Origin of the sequence: Ornithinimicrobium carbonis (assembly GCF_050703245.1) — a bacterium.
GTDB lineage: Bacteria > Actinomycetota > Actinomycetes > Actinomycetales > Dermatophilaceae > Ornithinicoccus.
Window position 1 is genome coordinate 3192934 of record NZ_CP192647.1, and the last position, 17267, is coordinate 3210200.

The following is a 17267-nucleotide window of genomic DNA, read 5'->3' on the forward strand; positions in this document are numbered from 1 at the left end:
ACTCACGCTCTCTCGTGCTGGGACCTGACCGAGCGAGCGCTCGGTCGGTCCGGCTGGACTGACAGGACGGGCCGGGTGTCAAGCGGCCCCCTCACCCTGGCACGAAGGAGGCGACCGCGGTGGTCGATGCGGACGCTGACCACCACCACCGCTCCGAGCAGGCCCTGCTCGCCGCGGTCATGGAGCAGCGTCAGCAATCATCCAGTGCGGCGATGGCCTGCACGCGTCGCCAACTGACGGAACCGTGGACCACCTTTCGTGGACCGTTCCTGGGGCCTGCTACGCCTCACGCATCCCGACCGTGAGGAGGACCACGGAGTCGTCAACCGCCTCGAGCGCATGGCGAGAGTCGGGGATGGGGATGAGATCACCGGGGGAGCCGTTCCACCGGTCCTGTCCTGCCACCAGAGTGATACGCCCGTGCAGCACCTGAAGGGTGGCCTCGCCAGGGCTCTCATGCTCGTCGAGGCTGCTACCTGCCCGGAGGGCGATCAGGGTCTGTCGGAGCACGTTCTCGTGACCGCCGTAGATCGTATGGGCGCTACGCCCGCTGGACGCGGTCGAGGCTGTCTCGAGGTGCTGCTGTACGAGCTCTGTCAGTGACTCTGTGGGCATCGGTTCTCCTCATCGGTGAGCGAACACTCTGGATCACGCGCCTGCGGGTCTGGCTCGTGCTGTCCAGGCTAGCCAACAATCCTCGCCGACACGTCCGGGTCTGCGCCGCCACCGCCCACCGCATCTGGCTGACCAGCGGACGCACCCAACTGCGCATGGAGTGTGCACGCACGCCGGAGCCGCATGAGAACCAGAGGCGCGCCTCTGCCGCGGGTCGCCCACCTGTGCGGCCGCAGGGCTTCAGTCAACTGGGCGGCTGGCTCGCGCCCGGCCGCAAGGTGCCCGGCGAACCCGTGCCGGGCGGCATGCTGGCCGGTCTACGGTCGGCCAGGTCGATCCCCACGATCGCGCTCGTGGGCGGGACCGTCGCGCAGGCGGGCCAGCCGGGCGTTCCGGTTCCGGTCACCACGCGAGACACCACCAGGGGTGGACATGGGGACGTCCTCCTGAAGGCGATGGGACACCAAGCCCGACAAGCGCATCAGGAGGACGTTCCTCACGTCCAGACCCCAGCGCGACAACGCCTTCCTATGGCCGCACTGCGCACGCGGTAGCGTCCGCTCCTGCCGCACTGCGGCTCCTCGAGTGCCGCCGATCCGGTGAGCTGAAGACACCCACTCTGCCGGGGCCCCCTCCTGGTGAGGCGGTACGCCTGGCTGCTGGACACAGGGGCCTTGTAGGGTGCGGCTCGGCGAGGGTGCCACGGTCACACGCGCACGGCACCTCCCGGCGACCCACGAGGCAAGGAGGCCGCGTGCTGATCGGCATACCGACGGAGTCCAAGGCCGGAGAGACCCGTGTGGCGGCGACGCCCGAGACGGTTGGCAGGCTCATGCGGCTGGGCCACCAGGTCGTCGTGCAGGAGGGTGCTGGCCAGCGGGCCAGCTTTCCTGACGAGCAGTACGCCGGGGCCGGCGCCACCCTCGACCCCGGTCCAGCGGTGTGGGCCGCCGACGTGGTGGCCAAGGTGGACGCCCCCACCGCGGAGGAGGTCGGCCGCCTCCGGGCCGGTGCCATCCTGGCCACCCAGCTCAGCCCCGGTCAGAGCCCCGAGCTCCTCCAGGCGCTCGCCGACCGGGCCGTCACGGCGCTCGCGATGGACGCTGTCCCCCGGATCTCGAGGGCCCAGTCGCTCGACGTCCTCTCCTCGATGACCAACATCGGCGGCTACCGCGCGGTGATCGAGGCGGCCTACGAGTACGGCTCGGTCTTCACCGGCCAGGTCACCGCCGCGGGCAAGGTCCCTCCGGCCGGGGTCTTCGTCATCGGCGCCGGTGTCGCCGGGCTCGCCGCGATCGGGACGGCGAGCAGCCTGGGCGCGGTGGTGCGCGCCTTCGACATCCGGCGGGCCGCCGGTGAGCAGGTCGAGTCGATGGGCGGCCAGTTCGTGTGGATCGCGTCTGAGGGCGAGAGCGAGGGTGCGGACGGCTACGCCCGCGAGATGCGCGGAGACCTCCACCGGCGGGCGATGGAGGTCTACGCCCGCGAGTGTCCCGAGGCCGACATCGTCATCACCACCGCGCTGATCCCCGGTCGCCCCGCTCCCAGGCTCGTCACGGCCGAGACGGTCGCGCGCATGCGCTCCGGCAGCGTGGTGGTGGACATGGCTGCCCGCAACGGCGGCAACTGCGAGCTCACGCAGCCGGGTAAGGTCGTCATCAGCCACAACGGGGTGAAGATCGTGGGCTACACGGACCTGCCCGCGCGTCTGCCGACCCAGGCCTCCCAGCTCTACGGCACCAACATCGTCAACCTCCTCGCCCTGCTCACCCCTGCCAAGGACGGGCAGATCGTCCTGGACCTGGACGACGAGGTGGTGCGGGGGTTGACCGTCACGCACGAGCGGGAGGTCCTGTGGCCACCGCCGCCCGTGAGCGTGTCCGCCCTCCCGTCCGTTCCCGCCCCGACCGCCGATCCTCCGGTCGGGACGCCCCCGCCGGCGGCCGTCCGGCTCGACGCTCGGCGCGGCTACTTCGCCATGGCCATGGCTGCGGTCCTGTTCACGCTGGTCGCCACCGTCTCGCCCGCTGCGTTCTTGGGCCACTTCACCGTGTTCGTGCTGGCGGTGATCGTCGGGTTCTACGTGATCAGCAACGTGACGCACGCGCTCCATACCCCTCTGCTCGCGGAGACGAACGCGATCAGCGGCATCATCCTCGTCGGTGCACTGCTCCAGGTGGGCAGCGAGGACCCGCTGGTCCGCAGCCTGGCGCTCGGCGCCACCGTCGTCGCGAGCATCAACGTCTTCGGAGGCTTCGCGGTCACCGGGCGCATGCTGAAGATGTTCCGGCGGCAGGGCGACGCATGAGCGTCACCGTCGTGCAGGCCGCCTACGTCGTCGCGGCCGTCCTGTTCGTCCTGTCCCTCGCCGGACTCTCCAAGCACGAGACCGCCCGGCGGGGCAACGCCTTCGGCATCGTCGGTATGGCGATCGCGCTTGCCGCGACCATCTGGCTGGCCGCGGAGCGTGCGGCAGACCCGGAGCTGACCCTGGCCCTCATCGCGGCGGCCATGCTGGTCGGGGCCGGGATCGGTCTGTGGCGGGCGCGGGTGGTCGAGATGACCGGCGTACCGCAGCTCATCGCCATGCTGCACAGCTTCGTCGGCATCGCCGCGGTCCTGATCGGCTACAACGCCTACCTCGCGCCAGGCGCGCTGCCCTCCTCCGAGGAGACGTTCCACCTCGTCGAGGTGTTCTTCGGCGTCCTCATCGGAGCCGTGACCTTCACCGGCTCCGTCGTCGCCGCGCTCAAGCTCAGTGGCCGCATCTCGGCCAACCCGCTGGTGCTGCCGCACCGGCACCTGCTCAACCTGGTGGCTCTGCTCGCCTCGGCTGGGCTGATGGTCTGGTTCGTCCTCACCCACACCGCAATGCCGTTGGTCCTGATGACCGCCGTCGCGCTGGCGCTCGGCTGGCACATGGTGGCCGCCATCGGCGGGGGTGACATGCCGATCGTGGTGTCGATGCTCAACAGCTACTCCGGGTGGGCGGCGGCCGCGGCCGGCTTCCTCCTCGGCAACGACCTGCTCATCGTCACCGGTGCGCTGGTCGGCTCCTCCGGTGCCATCCTCAGCTACCTCATGTGCCAGGGCATGAACCGCTCGTTCGTATCGGTAATCGCCGGCGGCTTCGGCACGGAGGGGACGACCTTCGAGGGCGACGGCACCGACTACGGCGACTACCGGGAGAGCAACGCCGCCGAGGTCGCCGAGCTGCTGCGGCACGCGCAGTCGGTGGTGATCACGCCCGGTTACGGCATGGCCGTCGCGCGCGCGCAGTACCCGGTGGCGGAGCTCACCGCGTGCCTGCGCGCCAGAGGCGCACAGGTGCGCTTCGGCATACATCCGGTGGCCGGGAGGCTTCCCGGCCACATGAACGTGCTTCTCGCCGAGGCCAGGGTCCCCTACGACGTCGTGCTCAGCATGGAGGAAATCAACGACGACCTGCCGCAGACCGACGTGGTGCTGGTCATCGGCGCGAACGACACCGTCAACCCAGCGGCGATCGACCAGCCCGGGTCACCGATCGCCGGCATGCCGGTGCTGGAGGTGTGGAAGGCCCGCGACGTGGTGGTGCTGAAGCGGTCCATGGCTAGCGGCTACGCAGGCGTACCGAACCCGCTCTTCTACAAGGACAACAGCCGGATGCTCTTCGGGGACGCCAAGGAGACCGTCGAGGCACTCGTGAAGCTGGTGCGTCCCTAGTCCCATCCGTGGCCTTCTGAAGGCCCTCGGACACGCAGCGCACGCCCTCATCTGCCGCGGCTCAAGGTTCGGTCACGCCGCGCAGGGGCCGGCTCTTCCGTTCAACTCAGCCGCGCGCGAGCCGTGAGTGTGCAACTGCTGGACCAGGTGGGATCGAGGTGGGCGATGCCATGCTCAGCCGAGGAACGCCAGGCCCGCTCCGAAGGCAGAGGAGTGGCAGTGCCCCACCCACAAGTGCTCCATGCTCCGACAGCGGGAGTGTACGGACCCTGCGTCGGAAGCCGCGGCGGCTGCAACGCCGGCGCAGGGTCCGAGGAGCCTTATCTAGCTCTGGTCGCCGATGGTGATGGCGATCTTGCCGCGCACGTGTCCCTCGATGCTGCGACGGAAGGCGTCGGCCGCGCGCTCCAGCGGGAAGGTGTCGGCGACGACCGGCTTCACCCTCCCGACCTCCACGAGCTCGGTGAGCGCAAGCAGGTGAACAGGGTTGGGGCGGACGAAGATGTAACGGCCACCCTTCTCCTTCACCCCGTCGTCGACCACGGAGGCAACCCGCCCGGGCGTCCTCAGGTACGGCAGGGATGCCATCCAGTCCTCGCCTCCCACGAAGTCGACGACGGCATCGAGCCCATCGGGCGCCGCCTCGGCGACGCGCTCCCCGAGCCCGTCCCCGTAGGTCAGCGGTTCGGCGCCGAGCGAGCGCAGGAAGTCGTGGTTCTTCTCGGACGCGGTGGCCAGGACGCGGGCTCCCCACGCCGTGGCGATCTGGATGGCGTAGGTACCAACGCCGCCCGCGCCGTTGTGCACCAGGACGGTGTCACCCGCGGTCGCGTCGACCGCCTCGAGCGACTGGTACGCCGTCAGTCCCGCAAGGGGGATGGTGGCTGCTTCGGCCCAGGACACATTGCTCGGTTTCCGGGCAAGGGCCCGCACCGGAGCGGCGACGCGCTCGGCGAACGTGCCCAACCCCACCGTGTCCATGCGGGCGTAGCCGATCACCTCGTCACCGGCCTGGAACTCGGTCACCGAGACTCCCGGCTCCACGACGACGCCAGCCACGTCCCAACCCGGAATCACCGGAAAGTAGGTTGGCAGGGCAGCGTCGAGGTAGCCGGCGGTGATCTTCCAGTCGACCGGGTTGACCGACGATGCCCGCACGTCCAGGAGCACGCTGTCCGGCCCCACCTTCGGGTCAGGCTGGTCGCCGTACTGGAGAACGTCGGGATCACCGTACTCGTCGTAAAACACTGCCTTCATCGTGCTCCTTCTCACAAGAATGTGCCCCGCCGGGGCTCGTCATCTTCCGGCGGCAGCAACCGCCAGTTCCCAGCGCGCATTCCCGGCGGCGGCGCGATCGCCACCATCCACACGATGACGCCCTGGACCACCCGCCGCGTCCACCGGCTCCCGACCCCGCCCCCGCCGGGCCATGCTCGGCAGGCGGGCGTCCCCGCCGCGATCTGGTCCGACCAGGCGGCCGCGACGATGTTCCATACCGGACTCTGGACCATGCTGCGCACCCACCTGGCGACGCCCTTCCCGTCGAGGAGAACCGCATGGGGAGGTCAACGTCGCAGTTGCTCGGCCAGAAACGCCAGGACCCGATCGAGGGCGACCCTCGTCGGATGCCCCGGGTCGTCGACCAGAGAGATCGTGAGGACCGAGTGCGCCGACGGCGCGATACCAGCAGCGTTGCCCGGCGACGAGTCGATCTCGATTCCCTCGAAGGATGCCCCGAGCGACGCCCGCAGGGTCTCGAACCTCTCCGGCGGGCAACCCCGGTCGTTGGTGAACCGGAGCCCGAGCACGCGCAGGTCGTCATTGGCTCGTGCCGTGATCGTGGCGAGGTCCTCGGGATCCAGACCAAGGGCGGCACGGCCACGCTGCCCGATCGGCCCCGGCATGGCCGGCTGACTCATCACGGAGGCGACGACCGAGGGCTCAAGCGCCGTCGCCAGCGCAAAGCCTCCGGTGAAGCACATCCCGACCACACCGACCCCCGGCCCGCCACACTCGCCGTAGGCCGACGCTGCCAGTGCCCGCAGCCACCCCACGACCGGGCTCGTGCGATCGGCCAGCTTGGTGAACTCACGTGCCACACAGACGCGCAGCATCGATCGCGCGACCTCGCGGCCCGTCGCCGGTACCGCGGGCCGACCGAACAGGGACGGCAGGAACACGGTGTACCCGGCGGAGATGAGCCGGCGGGCGAAGTCGATGACGCCCGGATGCAAGCCCGGGATCTCATGGAGCACCAGAACCGCCGGCCCAGAACCGCCCCGGAACACCTCGTAGGTGCGCGTGTCGTGCGTGAAGTCGAAGGCCTCGAACTCCGGGCCGATCTGCTGGCCAAGGCTCATTCCGGCTGCCCCCTTCCGTTCACGATCCGCCCAGCATGATCGCGGTTGCCCCCGCAATGCCCAGCCGCAAAGGGCCGGAGACGAAGCATCGTGAGTACACGGTACCGATGACCGGACCCAGGCCAGGCCAGGCTCACGGCGTTCCGCCGAACACCCATGCCGCGGGTGGCGACGGCGGCCGTTCACGGGTTATGCCCAGGTGGGAATGATCTGGGTCGCCTACCGACGCTCGGCCGACGAGGCCGCTGAACTGGTCGAGAGCACCGACAGCATCAAGTCGCTGCTGGAGTCCGACGACGAAGAGACCTCCGTGGATCTGGACAAGGCATGGCATGGCACGGCATCCACTGGTGCTCACCGGTTCACAGGACTCGACCGACGACGTCACCTGCGAGGTGATCTTTGGCGGCGAGCCGGTAGGCGACGACCTTGGCCACGGCCCAGCCCGCCTCCTCGACCCCCAGCGCGGTAAGCGCATACCCGCATACGGAGATGCCGCGGGTACTGCGCGCACGGATGTCGACGTGCTCAGGTCAAGCGGGTGACGCGTATCGAGCAGGCGAGCATGGGTCACACCACCGGGGGCGGGCCCCCTTACGAGAGCGACTGCGCCGACCACCTGGACCGAGCCCGGCCGGGCACTGGTCCTGGGGGTCATGGCCAGCGAGGTGTTGCAGGGGTGGCGCGAACACGCCAGGGTGAGGTTCGTGCCAGTCGATCATTCCTACGCTGCGGTGGACTGGACCGCGGTCCGAGGGTACCGACAGGCCGCGGAAGCGGGCCCGGTCTCGTGACCTCCGCAACAACCGGCCATAGGGTGCTCGCCACCGCCGACAGCACGGCCTACGCTTCCATCCGCAAACGACCCACCTCGCGGGCGGAGCGTTATGCCATGGGCAAGGCGCTACATAAGGACGTACCGCGCAAGAGCCTTGGCGACTGGAGACTCTGGCCGGGGCGTCCGGACCCGGTGACGCTGATCCAGGAGTCGCACAAGGGGCGGCGCAGTGAGCTGATCCCGCTGCGCGTGGCCCGGATGATCATCAACCCCTACGGCTTCCTGCGGGGCACGGCCATGGTGATGGCCGACGATGTCGCGCGGCTGCCGTCGACCGGGATCATGCCGGTGATCGGCGGTGACGCGCACTTCGGGAACTTCGGCTTCTACGCCTCCCCCGAGGGCGAGCTGGTGATCGACCTCAACGACTTCGACGAGGCCCACCCCGGGTGCTGGGAGTGGGACCTGCGCCGCCTGGTCGCCAGCATCTACGTCGCCGGACGCGAGAACGGCCTGTCCGAGGAGCAGTGCGAGGCTGCCGTGCGGGCCTGCGTCACGGCATACCGCACCGAACTGAGATTCCTGGCCGAGCAGCCCCTGATGATGCGCTCCTACAACCGGCTCGACGTCGGCCGGATGCACGAGACCGCGACCGAGAAGACCTTGCGCAAGGAGATCCAACGTTCGGCCAAGCGGGCCCGCAGGCGCACCAGCGACCGGGCGCTACCGAAGTTCACGGCCGAGCAGGCCGGGCGGCGCGTGATCGTCGAGGACCCGCCGACGATCACCCGGGTCAGCGACACCGAGCGGGAGGCACTGGCCGAGGCGCTCGACGGCTACCTGATGACGCTCGCACCGCACTGGCGTCGGGTGGTCGGCGGCTACACCCTGGTCGACATCGTGCACAAGGTGGTCGGGGTCGGCAGCGTCGGCCTGCGCGCCTACGTCGCGCTGTTGGAGGGCAGTACGCCCGACGACGTGCTATTCCTGCAGCTCAAGCAGGCCCGTCGCTCGGTCATCGCCCGCCACGTGCACGGCGACTCCGCGCTGCACGAGCACCAGGGCCAACGGGTGGTCGAGTACCAGCAGGCACTGCAGACGGTCAGTGACCCGCTGCTGGGGTGGGCGACTGTCGGCGCCGACTACACCTACTACGTGCGGCAGTTCCGCAACAGCAAGGGCACCATCCCCCTGGACGCGATCGACGCCCCCGCACTGACCGACTACGCCGGCATCGTCGGCCACCTGCTCGCCAAGGGGCACGCCCGCACCAGCGGTGCATCCATGATCGCGGGGTATGTCGGGGGCTCGGACAAGGTGGACGTCGCCCTAACCCGGTTCGCCCGGTTGTACGCCGATCAGACCGAGGCCGACCACGACCAATTGCTGGCCGCGGTCAAGCGCGGCGAACTCCCCGTCGACAACGAGGCTCTGAAGAACCTGGGCACCACCTTCCGCCCCTGAGCGGCGCCTCATCGACTGGCACCTGACGCTTCGGATGTTCCTCCCCACACCTCGCCTCCCGCGGACTCGGCTAGCCATTCACGCACATGTGCCGACGACAGGTCAGGCACGGACAGGAAGCCGACCAGTCCCAGGCTCACGGCAGGCAGGGTTGCCGGCACGGCAACGAAATCACCGCAACCGGCACGAAGACGAAGAGCACCGCAACCGCACCCAGCGACAGCGCGCCATCGTCAGCCTGAGCGCCGGACCGCACCAGACCGTCGTCGTGCTCCACTACACCGGCCTCCTCTACGCGAGCGCCCACGGGGGCAGCAGATGTCGCCGCCTAGCATCGCCAGGCGGCGCCAGGTCGACGTCGCGCAGGGTCAGGTCTACCTTGAGGGTCGATCTTGGCGCTCTACGTGACGAGCTTCGCGAGATTGGTCAAGGCGCGACGCAGATCCACTTGCCGGCCGGCTGCCTGGAGCGGGCCCGGTTGTCCCGGGCCGTCCACCGCGGTTTACCGACAACCGCGGAAGGAAGTGCATGACGGTGATGAGCACGGTGGACGAGCATGTAGGGGGCAGCGGGGTGGAGACCGGACCCGCGCTCCTCCTGGCTCTGGCTCGGTAGCTGTCCTCGTCGCCCTGCACCTGTTGGCGCCACGCATCCGGCAGCTCCCGCTGGTCCCTGAGGACGCCTCGGGCTCCTTCGCCGGTGGCGTGGCGGTCACCTACGTCTTCCTGCACCTTCTTCCCGAACTGGCGGAGGGCAACGAGTCGCTGCGGGAGGTGCTGGGTGAGCAGGGTGACCCCAGCCCGTTGCTGGGTCTGGAGGTCTTCTTCGTGGCCCTGGTGGGGTTCGCTGTGTTCTACGGCCTGGACAGGCTGGCCCACCGCTCACGCCGTGAGGACGCGTCGGCGGCACCGGCGGTGTTCTGGCTCCATCTGAGTTCTTTCATGCTGTACAACGCGATCATCGCCTACTCCCTGCCGTTGAACTACCGCACCAGTGTGCCCTTCGCAGCGCTGTTCACCGTGGCCATGGCGTTGCACTTCATCCTCGTCGACCGCGGCCTGGAAGAGCACTACGGCAAGCGCTTCGACCGGCGGGGCCCCCGCCTCCGCTGGCAGTGGCCCTGCTGGCCGGATGGGGGCTCGCGGCAATCTTTGCGCCGTCGGGTTCCCTGGTCGTCACCCTCATGGTCGCCTTCCTGGCCGGCAGCGTGCTCCTCAACGTCTTCACCCAGGAGATCCCTACCGGCGGTCGGTCACACTACGGCTGGTTCGTCGTGGGCATGGTCCTCTACGCGGTTCTGCTGAGCCTGGTGACGCTGCTACACGAACACCTTGGGTAGCGAAGCAACCGCGCACCAAGCGCGTGGTCGGACGCTGCTGCCGCCGGGTGAGTCGCTGCGGTACTGCCCCTTCGCGTCGCGCCGGAAGTCCGGTGGACGGAGTCACCAGTAGCGCGGCACCTCGGCGGCGTAGGAGTCGTACTCGACGCCGAACCGTTCGTGCAGCACGTGTTCCTCGCGCAGGATCGACTGGTGCAACAGCGCCGCGCTCACTGGAGAGAACGCCAGCATCCAAGCGTTGCGGGTCACGCAGGCGAGCCCCACCTGGACCAGGCAGCAACCCACATACATCGGATTTCGAGACCGCGAGTGCAGTCCTCGGGTGACAAGGGTGACCGGCTCGGCCAATGACCCCGGCCCTCGCTCCCGCACCGCTGCAGTCACCAGGCCGAGGCCCATGCACGCCACAGCAGCACCGCACAGTTGCGGCCATGCCGGTAGGCGCAGCGGCCGCGCGTGCTGCGCTCCCACTGCTGCGGCCATACCTGCGAACGTCTCCCACGGAAGTGGTGTGCGTGCCCACAGCGCCCGTAGCCTTCCAGACATGCCCGCAAGGCTAGTTGTGCGGAATCCGCCGGCGCAGCGGCTCGCTCCAGCCGCGGATGCCAGTGACGCTTGAGGCTCGCACGTGCCTCGACATCCCGGATGGTTCGGTCCGACGCTGTCGTGTCGAAGAGGCTGACGACCCTGGCGCTGTCGTGGGATAAACCACTTGACCGACGCTCATCGGTTCGAGGCGGGAAGTGACTCCAGGGTGGCGCTGGTGACCTTGGAGCCGACCGTGCAGGTGAAGGTGTAGGTCTGGCTCGTCGAGACGAGGGTGGGTGGGTATCCCTCGGGCATGACCGTCACCGCGGGGGCGTTCTGCGGGATCTGCATGCCGCCCGCCTCCAGCACCTCCGTTCCCGCCTCGTCCGTGACGCTCAGCCGTCCCTCACCGATGATGGAGATCTCGTGAGAGCCCGCCTGGACGTCAGGGCGGTTCACGTGGCATCCGTCCAGCACAACCTCCAGCGGCGCGCTCCGAGGGTCGGGAGGGGCGTCGCCGAGACACCCCTGGAGGGTGACGAGCGCACCCGTACCGAGCAGCACCACGGTGACTGCCCGACGTGCTGTCGCCGCCCAGCGGGTGGTTGACGACGACGGACTCCAGGAGCGCGCCAGCCTTGGGGTCGATGTCGGGGCAAGCGTCACGTCCGAAGAGACTGGCGCTGGCGCGGTGGGCAGCGGAGTCCAGCAGGCCGATGTCCTGGATCGGCCCCACGCCCAGGTCCGCCGCCAGGGCGAGCAGGTCCTCGGTGGTCAGGTACTCCCGGGTCAGCGCCCGAGACGCTCAAGCAGGTCGGCGTACCGCTCTCGCCCACGTGCGGACAGCTCGCGGACACGCTCCTCGTGGCCGCGCCGCGCGGCCGCCTCTCGGATCGCCCGCACCGTCGCCTCCTGCTTGCTCACACCCTCGGCTTCGGCCACTGCCGCCAGGGCTCGCTCGTCCTCCGGGGACAGTCGCAGAGTGATCGCCATCCGACCATGGAACCACTCTGGTATCTACCGCTCCTGCCGTACGGAGAAGGGCCCTTTGTCGGAACCCACCGTCGGCACGGCCACTGCACAGCGACCGTGCCGACGGTTGAGCTGCGAGGGGACCTCAGACGCCGACCCCGGCGGCAAGGGCCTTGACATCGGCGGTGGAAAGCGGGTTGCCCGCGATGGCCCAGTCGCCGCTGTGCACCTCCTCGACGAGGCACCACGTGACGGGACGCATGTTCTCGCCCGCCCTCGATCTCGACCATCGTGTCGGTGAGCCTGCGGACGATCTCCTGCTTCTGCTCGTGGGTGAAGACGTTCTCGATCACCTTGACCTGGATGAGCGGCATAACACTTCCTTTCGGTTGTGGCGCCCGTACGTGGGCGCCTGGGTGATGCGGCTTGTGGGAGCCCCGGATTGTGGTCAGTCGTTGCAGCTGTTGGGGATCACGGCCCAGACCCGCCTGGCCGGTGTATCCGTGTCTGCCGCGAGGCCTGTCATGGCGTCTCCCCACGTCGTCGTTGATAAGGACGAGGCTAGGTTCGGCACCAGGGTGTGCACATCGGGGCGAGCACGCAGATGTGGCGCCCCGGCTTCGCCGCGGTGGCGGCCTCCCGCCACGGTTCGGGCTAGGCGTCCCGCTGCTGCTCGATCAACGAGGCGGCGCGAGCGGCGATCGCCGCACGGCTGGACGAGCCACGCAGCCCGAACTTCTCGTACATGTTGCCCATGTGGCGTTCGACCGTCGGACACTGACGAAGAGTTGTTCTGCGATCGCCTGGTTGGTCATCCCCGCTGCTACACACTCGAGGATCTCGGCCTCGCGTGCGGTCAGCACCCCCTCCGTGCCGTGGTCCGGGCGCAGCGTCGGGAGGAAGGTGTTGAGCTCGTGCAGGAACACCGCCCCCGCGGGCTCGTCGGCGAGGAGGATGTGGTTCTGTCCCTCGAGAGGGACGAAGCGAGCGTCGGGGATGGATGACGCCACCTCCCGGCCCTGCTCGAACGGCACGGCGGCGTCGTCCTGGGCGTGCATGACCAGTGTCGGCGTGAGGACCTGCGGGAGAAGGTCGGTGATGTCGACCTCCTCGCGGGCCAGCCGCATGAGCGCTGCCGTTTCGGGGGCGGCAGAGATCCGCTGCATCTCGTCGAACCACAGCATCTGCTCGGGGGTCGCGTGCGGGACGAACAGCGTGGTGAAGATTCGTCGGAACGCCGGATTCGCCTGGCCCCAGCCGATCCGGGATCAACGACAGCATCGCCTCGGCCTCCACGCGTGCCGTCGGCTCGCGACGCAGACGTCCCCGCGCGAAGGCACCGCAGAGGGCCAGGTGACTGACCCGCTCCGGGTGGCGCGCTGCATAGGCGATCGCGACCGCGCCGCCGTTCGAGAGTCCGAGCAGGGAGAAGCGCTCGAGCTCGGCCGCGTCGACCACTGCCTCCAGGTCCTCCACCCAGGCGTCCACGGAGAAGCGCGACACGTCGCGGTCTGAAACCCCCGAACCGCGCTCGTCGTACCGGATCAGGGTCCGCCCCTCAGCGAGGGCGTCCAGCCAGTGGCGCCACAAAGGACTGTCGCGGTCGTACTGCAGGTGCGTCATCCACGTCGCCACACGTACCAGCGGAGGGCCGGTCCCGCGGACCCCGAACGCCAGACGCACTCCATCGGCCGACGTGCAGAAGCGGATGGACTGGGCCACGACGTCAGGCTAGTGCCCCAGCGCCGGCCAGGCAGGGAGCCCGGAGGGAGTCCTTCGCGCGGTGGGAGGGCGCGGACAAGTGGCCGGTACGGCCGCCGTGCGCTCGAGCACTGCGAGGTCATCCTCATCCATCCGGTTCGTGTTCAGCGCCCAGGTCAGGCGGTCCAGCACGTCGATCCACACACGCGCCGAGCGCGGAGACTGCCGGACCGGCACGGTGACTCTGCGCTCGACGACCGTTCCACAGCGCCTGTGCATCAGCGGTGCTGCGACCGAGCTGCTGACACCTCTGGCGCCGCGTTCGTCGAGCACGACCGACGCAGGCAATAGTCAACCGACCTCGCGAGCGACCCGCCGCACAGCCGCCACACACCGATCCACGTCATCCTCCGTCGTCGACCAGTTGCTGACCGAGATGCGCAGGATCCTCTGCCCGTGCCAGGTCGAACCGGTCATCCACGTGGTGCCGTCGGCGAGGAGCCGCTGGACCACCTCGTCCGTGCGCTCGTCCGAGCCGAAGGTGGCACACACCTGCGTGAGCACCACGTCGTTGAGGACGGTGACGCCCGGGATGGTGCGCAGGGCGTCCGCGAACATGGCGGCGTGCCGGCAGAGTCGCTCGACCAGGTCGGCGACCCCGTCCCGGCCGAGGCAGCGCAGCACGGCCCAGACCGGGATCGCCCGGCCGCGACGGGAGAGCTCGGGCACCTTGTCCAGCGGTTGGCAGGTCTCGTCGCGCACCAGGTAGGCACCGTGCGCGCCCATCGCCGCCTGGAGCGCCGCGGCGTCACGCACGATGCACAACCCACTGTCGTAGGGCACGTTGAGGGTCTTGTGGGCGTCGGTCGCCCAGGAGTCAGCCGCCTCATACCCCTGGACGAGGTGCCGGTAGGCGGGTGAGGCGGCGGCCCAGAGCCCGAAGGCGCCGTCGACGTGCACCCAGGCGCCGTGCCGGTGCGCGGCCTGAACCGTCTCGGCGAAGGGATCGCAGGCGCCGGAGTGGATGTTGCCGGCCTGCAGCACGACCATGACCGGCCCGGCGTCGCCCCGGTTCAGGGCCAGCTCGAGGGCGTCCGCCCGGATCCGTCCCTGGTCGTCGACGTCGACGACCTCGGGAGCACCCAGGCCCAGGTAGCGCAGCGCCACGTCCACGGTGTCGTGCCGCTCGGCCCCGACCAGCACCCGGACCGGAGGTCCACCGGCGAGCCCCCGACGAGCGACATCCCAGCCCGCTTGGCGGATCACCGCGTCACGCCCGGCAGCCAGGCCGGTGAAGTTGGCCATCGTCGCGCCTGTCGTGAAACCGACGGCGCTCTCGATGGGCAGGCCGAGCAGATCCAGCAGCCACGCGCTGGCGACGTCCTCGACCGCACTGTGCGCCGGCGTAAGCGTGCGCAGACCGCTGTTCTGGTCCCAGGCGCTGACCAACCAGTCCGCGGCCAGTGCGGCCGGGTGCGTGCCACCGATGACGAACCCGAAGAAGCGGCCAGACGCCATGGCGGTCAACCCCGGGTCGCACGCCTGCGCCAGGAGCGCGACGGCCTCTCCGGTGGACAACCGCGCTGGGGCAGGTCCGGGCCCAGCGCCATGATCACCTCCTCGACGGATGCCTGCGGTGGCACCGGCCGCTCCCCCAGCGAGTCCAGCCAGCCCATGGCGTGGTCGTGCGCGACGTCCAGTGCCCGGGAGAAAGAGTCCATGTCCGGAGTGTCCTCCTCATCCACGCCCGTGAACAGGCATCACACGGAGGACCCCGATCTCCCTGATCGCTCATCGTCCCCGCTGCGTCCCTGCAGCGCTCCCGGGAGCGTCCCCGCTGGGCGTGCGACGGGCGGCCGCGGCAGAGGGGGGTCGTGACTGACCATCCGTGGCAACGACTGACCACTGCGGTCTGCGACGCGCGGTTCGCGTATTCGCAGGTCAAAGGGCTAGATCGCGTGTTCAGGAGGAGAGCTGGCGAAGGGACTCGAACCCTCAACCACCTGTTTACAAGACAGGTGCGCTACCAATTGCGCCACGCCAGCAGGCCGGGGAGTCCCCCCGGCGACGGTCGATCGTACCGGTCCGCCGGTCAGCCGATGACGTTCGCGTTCAGCCACGCCTGCAGAGCCACCACGGTGCGGTGGTTCAGGTAGGTCGACCCGTCCCGCGACAGTCCGATGTGGTCCTGCAGCGCGACCTGCGACATCGGACCCCAGGCCCCGTCGACCCGGGTGCCGACCTCGGCCTGCACGGCACGGATGGTCGTGCCGTCCCACCGCCCCGTCCCGGGCAGCCCGACCCAGTGCTGCACGGCCTTGACCGTCAACGGGCCCATGCTTCCGTCGAGCGCGAGGGGCGCCAGGTCCGAGGCGGGCGCCACCGGCGCGTCGTCCGTCCCCGCGTCGGTCCCGCTGGCGGCTCCACCGGCGGGCTTGAGGATCGAGCCGCTGACCCAGCCACGCCCGTCGGTCAGGCGCACCCAGCCGTTGGTCGACAGCTCGCCGTGCACCTGTGCGCCGTGGGCCAGCCCCCCGACCACCGCGTAGGACGTCGACGGGCCCGAACGGACGTTCGCCCCGGCGGTCGCGGTGACGGTCCAGCTGATCGCGGCCGACGGCGGTGCGGGGTCGGGCTCCGGTGTGGAGGCCCCAGGGTCCCTGTCGGTCAGCGTCGACAGCGCGATCCACCCACGGCCATCGGCCAGCCGCACCCACCCGTTGCTCGCCACACCCGTGACCTTCGACCCCTTCGCCGCAGCCCCCACCACCGCATACGACGTCGAAGGACCCGAGCGCACGTTCGCCCCCGGCGTCGCACTCACCCACCACGACCCCTGCCCCCCCGGGTCCGGCGTCGGAGCCGGCGCCGAGGCCCCAGGGTCCTTGTCCGTCAACGTCGACAGCGCGATCCACCCACGGCCGTCGGCCAGCCGCACCCACCCGTTGCTCGCCACACCCGTGACCTTCGACCCCTTCGCCGCAGCCCCCACCACCGCATACGACGTCGAAGGACCCGAGCGCACGTTCGCCCCCGGCGTCGCACTCACCCACCACGACCCCTGCACCCCCGGGTCCGGCGTCGGAGCCGGCGCCGAGGCCCCAGGGTCCTTGTCCGTCAACGTCGACAGCGCGATCCACCCACGGCCGTCGGCCAGCCGCACCCACCCGTTGCTCGCCACACCCGTGACCTTCGACCCCTTCGCCGCAGCCCCCACCACCGCATACGACGTCGAGGGACCCGAGCGCACGTTCGCCCCCGGCGTCGCACTCACCCACCACGACCCCTGCACCCCCGGGTCCGGCGTCGGCGCGGGTGCCGGCGCCTCGTCCCCGTAGGGCGCCAGCCCGTTGGTCATCGTCAGCCCCGCGCGCACCGAGCACACCGGCCAGGCATTAGGCCCCTGGACCTTCAGGACCCGCTGGGCCACGGTGATCTGCTGCAGCTTGGTCGCCTGGTGGGCGTAAGGGGCGAACTCCGCTCCCCCGAAGCCCGTCCAGGTGGGGTGCCAGAACTGCAGCCCGCCGTAGAAGCCGTTGCCGGTGTTGATGCTCCAGTTGCCGCTGGACTCACAGTCGGCCACCCGGTCCCAGACGCTGTGGTCGTCGGCGGCGGCGGTCGTGTGCCGCGAGCCCCACAGCCGTGACCGAGGTCGCACCGGCCAGGGTCAGACGACCTGCCCGGCGCCGGAGCGCCCCGGTGCGGGGCGCGCGGTGGGAGACGGTGGAGGCCATGGAGAAGTCCTTCCGGCAGGGGCCGCGAGCGCCGGGACGGACGCCGCGGTCGTCGCACCACAGTGACGGGT

General features: G+C 69.8%; 13 protein-coding genes, 1 tRNA gene and 3 pseudogenes. 4 read left to right on the forward strand and 13 right to left on the reverse strand.

Features of this window, described 5'->3' with window-relative positions; translation table 11 throughout:
* Positions 1 to 279: 279 nt before the first annotated feature.
* Positions 280 to 615 (reverse strand): cupin domain-containing protein, encoded by a 336-nt coding sequence (locus tag ACQ95T_RS16045; RefSeq protein WP_425943215.1) that lies wholly within the window; start codon positions 613 to 615, stop codon positions 280 to 282.
* Between the two features lie 754 nt (positions 616 to 1369).
* Here ACQ95T_RS16045 and ACQ95T_RS16050 point away from each other — a divergent pair.
* Positions 1370 to 2923, forward strand: coding sequence for a Re/Si-specific NAD(P)(+) transhydrogenase subunit alpha (locus ACQ95T_RS16050; protein WP_425943216.1), 1554 nt, complete (start codon positions 1370 to 1372; stop codon positions 2921 to 2923).
* Positions 2920 to 4320, forward strand: coding sequence for a Re/Si-specific NAD(P)(+) transhydrogenase subunit beta (gene pntB, locus ACQ95T_RS16055; protein ID WP_425943217.1), 1401 nt, complete (start codon positions 2920 to 2922; stop codon positions 4318 to 4320). The genes ACQ95T_RS16050 and pntB overlap by 4 nt, the downstream gene beginning before the upstream one ends.
* A gap of 324 nt (positions 4321 to 4644) precedes the next feature.
* Here the strand turns inward: pntB and ACQ95T_RS16060 are convergent, their stop codons facing one another.
* Positions 4645 to 5577 (reverse strand): NADP-dependent oxidoreductase, encoded by a 933-nt coding sequence (locus ACQ95T_RS16060; protein ID WP_425943307.1) that lies wholly within the window; start codon positions 5575 to 5577, stop codon positions 4645 to 4647.
* Between the two features lie 308 nt (positions 5578 to 5885).
* Positions 5886 to 6680: a dienelactone hydrolase family protein gene (locus tag ACQ95T_RS16065; protein ID WP_425943218.1), complete on the reverse strand. Its 795-nt coding sequence runs from the start codon at positions 6678 to 6680 to the stop codon at positions 5886 to 5888.
* Positions 6681 to 7497: 817 nt separating this feature from the next.
* Between ACQ95T_RS16065 and ACQ95T_RS16070 the strand changes: the two genes are divergently transcribed.
* On the forward strand, positions 7498 to 8922 hold the full coding sequence (locus ACQ95T_RS16070; RefSeq protein WP_431473095.1) for a DUF2252 domain-containing protein: 1425 nt from the start codon (positions 7498 to 7500) through the stop codon (positions 8920 to 8922).
* Positions 8923 to 9058: 136 nt separating this feature from the next.
* On the opposite strand, the gene ACQ95T_RS16075 is transcribed toward ACQ95T_RS16070, so the two are convergent.
* On the reverse strand, positions 9059 to 9199 hold the full coding sequence (locus tag ACQ95T_RS16075) for a hypothetical protein (RefSeq protein WP_425943221.1): 141 nt from the start codon (positions 9197 to 9199) through the stop codon (positions 9059 to 9061).
* A 361-nt stretch (positions 9200 to 9560) separates the two neighbouring features.
* Here ACQ95T_RS16075 and ACQ95T_RS16080 point away from each other — a divergent pair, with 361 nt between their 5' ends.
* On the forward strand, positions 9561 to 10226 hold the full coding sequence (locus ACQ95T_RS16080; RefSeq protein WP_431473096.1) for a hypothetical protein: 666 nt from the start codon (positions 9561 to 9563) through the stop codon (positions 10224 to 10226).
* A 137-nt stretch (positions 10227 to 10363) separates the two neighbouring features.
* Here ACQ95T_RS16080 and ACQ95T_RS16085 read toward each other — a convergent pair whose 3' ends face one another.
* The 9 genes and pseudogenes from ACQ95T_RS16085 to ACQ95T_RS16125 form a co-directional block, all read right to left on the reverse strand.
* Positions 10364 to 10807 carry a methyltransferase family protein gene (locus ACQ95T_RS16085; RefSeq protein ID WP_425943223.1) on the reverse strand — a complete coding sequence of 148 codons (444 nt, stop codon included), beginning with the start codon at positions 10805 to 10807 and terminating at the stop codon, positions 10364 to 10366.
* A 177-nt stretch (positions 10808 to 10984) separates the two neighbouring features.
* Positions 10985 to 11248, reverse strand: coding sequence for a hypothetical protein (locus tag ACQ95T_RS16090; protein WP_425943224.1), 264 nt, complete (start codon positions 11246 to 11248; stop codon positions 10985 to 10987).
* Between the two features lie 330 nt (positions 11249 to 11578).
* Positions 11579 to 11782, reverse strand: a complete 204-nt coding sequence (locus tag ACQ95T_RS16095) for a CopG family transcriptional regulator (protein WP_425943225.1) — start codon at positions 11780 to 11782, stop codon at positions 11579 to 11581.
* 281 nt (positions 11783 to 12063) lie between these two features.
* A pseudogene (locus ACQ95T_RS16100) lies at positions 12064 to 12135 on the reverse strand (tautomerase family protein); the annotation flags it as partial.
* Between the two features lie 303 nt (positions 12136 to 12438).
* Complete coding sequence (locus ACQ95T_RS16105; RefSeq protein WP_431473097.1) at positions 12439 to 12945, reverse strand: LuxR C-terminal-related transcriptional regulator; 507 nt, start codon at positions 12943 to 12945, stop codon at positions 12439 to 12441.
* A 127-nt stretch (positions 12946 to 13072) separates the two neighbouring features.
* Positions 13073 to 13384 (reverse strand): annotated as a pseudogene (locus ACQ95T_RS16110) (alpha/beta fold hydrolase); the annotation flags it as partial.
* A 429-nt stretch (positions 13385 to 13813) separates the two neighbouring features.
* Positions 13814 to 15183 (reverse strand): annotated as a pseudogene (locus ACQ95T_RS16115) (pyridoxal phosphate-dependent decarboxylase family protein).
* Positions 15184 to 15434: 251 nt separating this feature from the next.
* A tRNA-Thr gene (locus tag ACQ95T_RS16120) sits at positions 15435 to 15507 on the reverse strand.
* 47 nt (positions 15508 to 15554) lie between these two features.
* Entirely contained in the window at positions 15555 to 17045 is a 1491-nt protein-coding gene (locus ACQ95T_RS16125; RefSeq protein ID WP_431473098.1) for an SH3 domain-containing protein, read from the reverse strand.
* Between the last annotated feature and the right edge of the window lie 222 nt (positions 17046 to 17267).

What these genes read in the sequence shown, in the direction of transcription:
- ACQ95T_RS16045 (WP_425943215.1), bottom strand. Translation starts at nt 615, where the DNA reads ATGCCCACAGAGTCACTGACAGAGCTCGTACAGCAGCACCTCGAGACA.
- ACQ95T_RS16085 (WP_425943223.1), bottom strand. Translation starts at nt 10,807, where the DNA reads ATGTCTGGAAGGCTACGGGCGCTGTGGGCACGCACACCACTTCCGTGG.
- pntB (WP_425943217.1), top strand. Translation starts at nt 2,920, where the DNA reads ATGAGCGTCACCGTCGTGCAGGCCGCCTACGTCGTCGCGGCCGTCCTG.
- ACQ95T_RS16095 (WP_425943225.1), bottom strand. Translation starts at nt 11,782, where the DNA reads ATGGCGATCACTCTGCGACTGTCCCCGGAGGACGAGCGAGCCCTGGCG.
- ACQ95T_RS16105 (WP_431473097.1), bottom strand. Translation starts at nt 12,945, where the DNA reads ATGCTGTGGTTCGACGAGATGCAGCGGATCTCTGCCGCCCCCGAAACG.
- ACQ95T_RS16065 (WP_425943218.1), bottom strand. Translation starts at nt 6,680, where the DNA reads ATGAGCCTTGGCCAGCAGATCGGCCCGGAGTTCGAGGCCTTCGACTTC.
- ACQ95T_RS16060 (WP_425943307.1), bottom strand. Translation starts at nt 5,577, where the DNA reads ATGAAGGCAGTGTTTTACGACGAGTACGGTGATCCCGACGTTCTCCAG.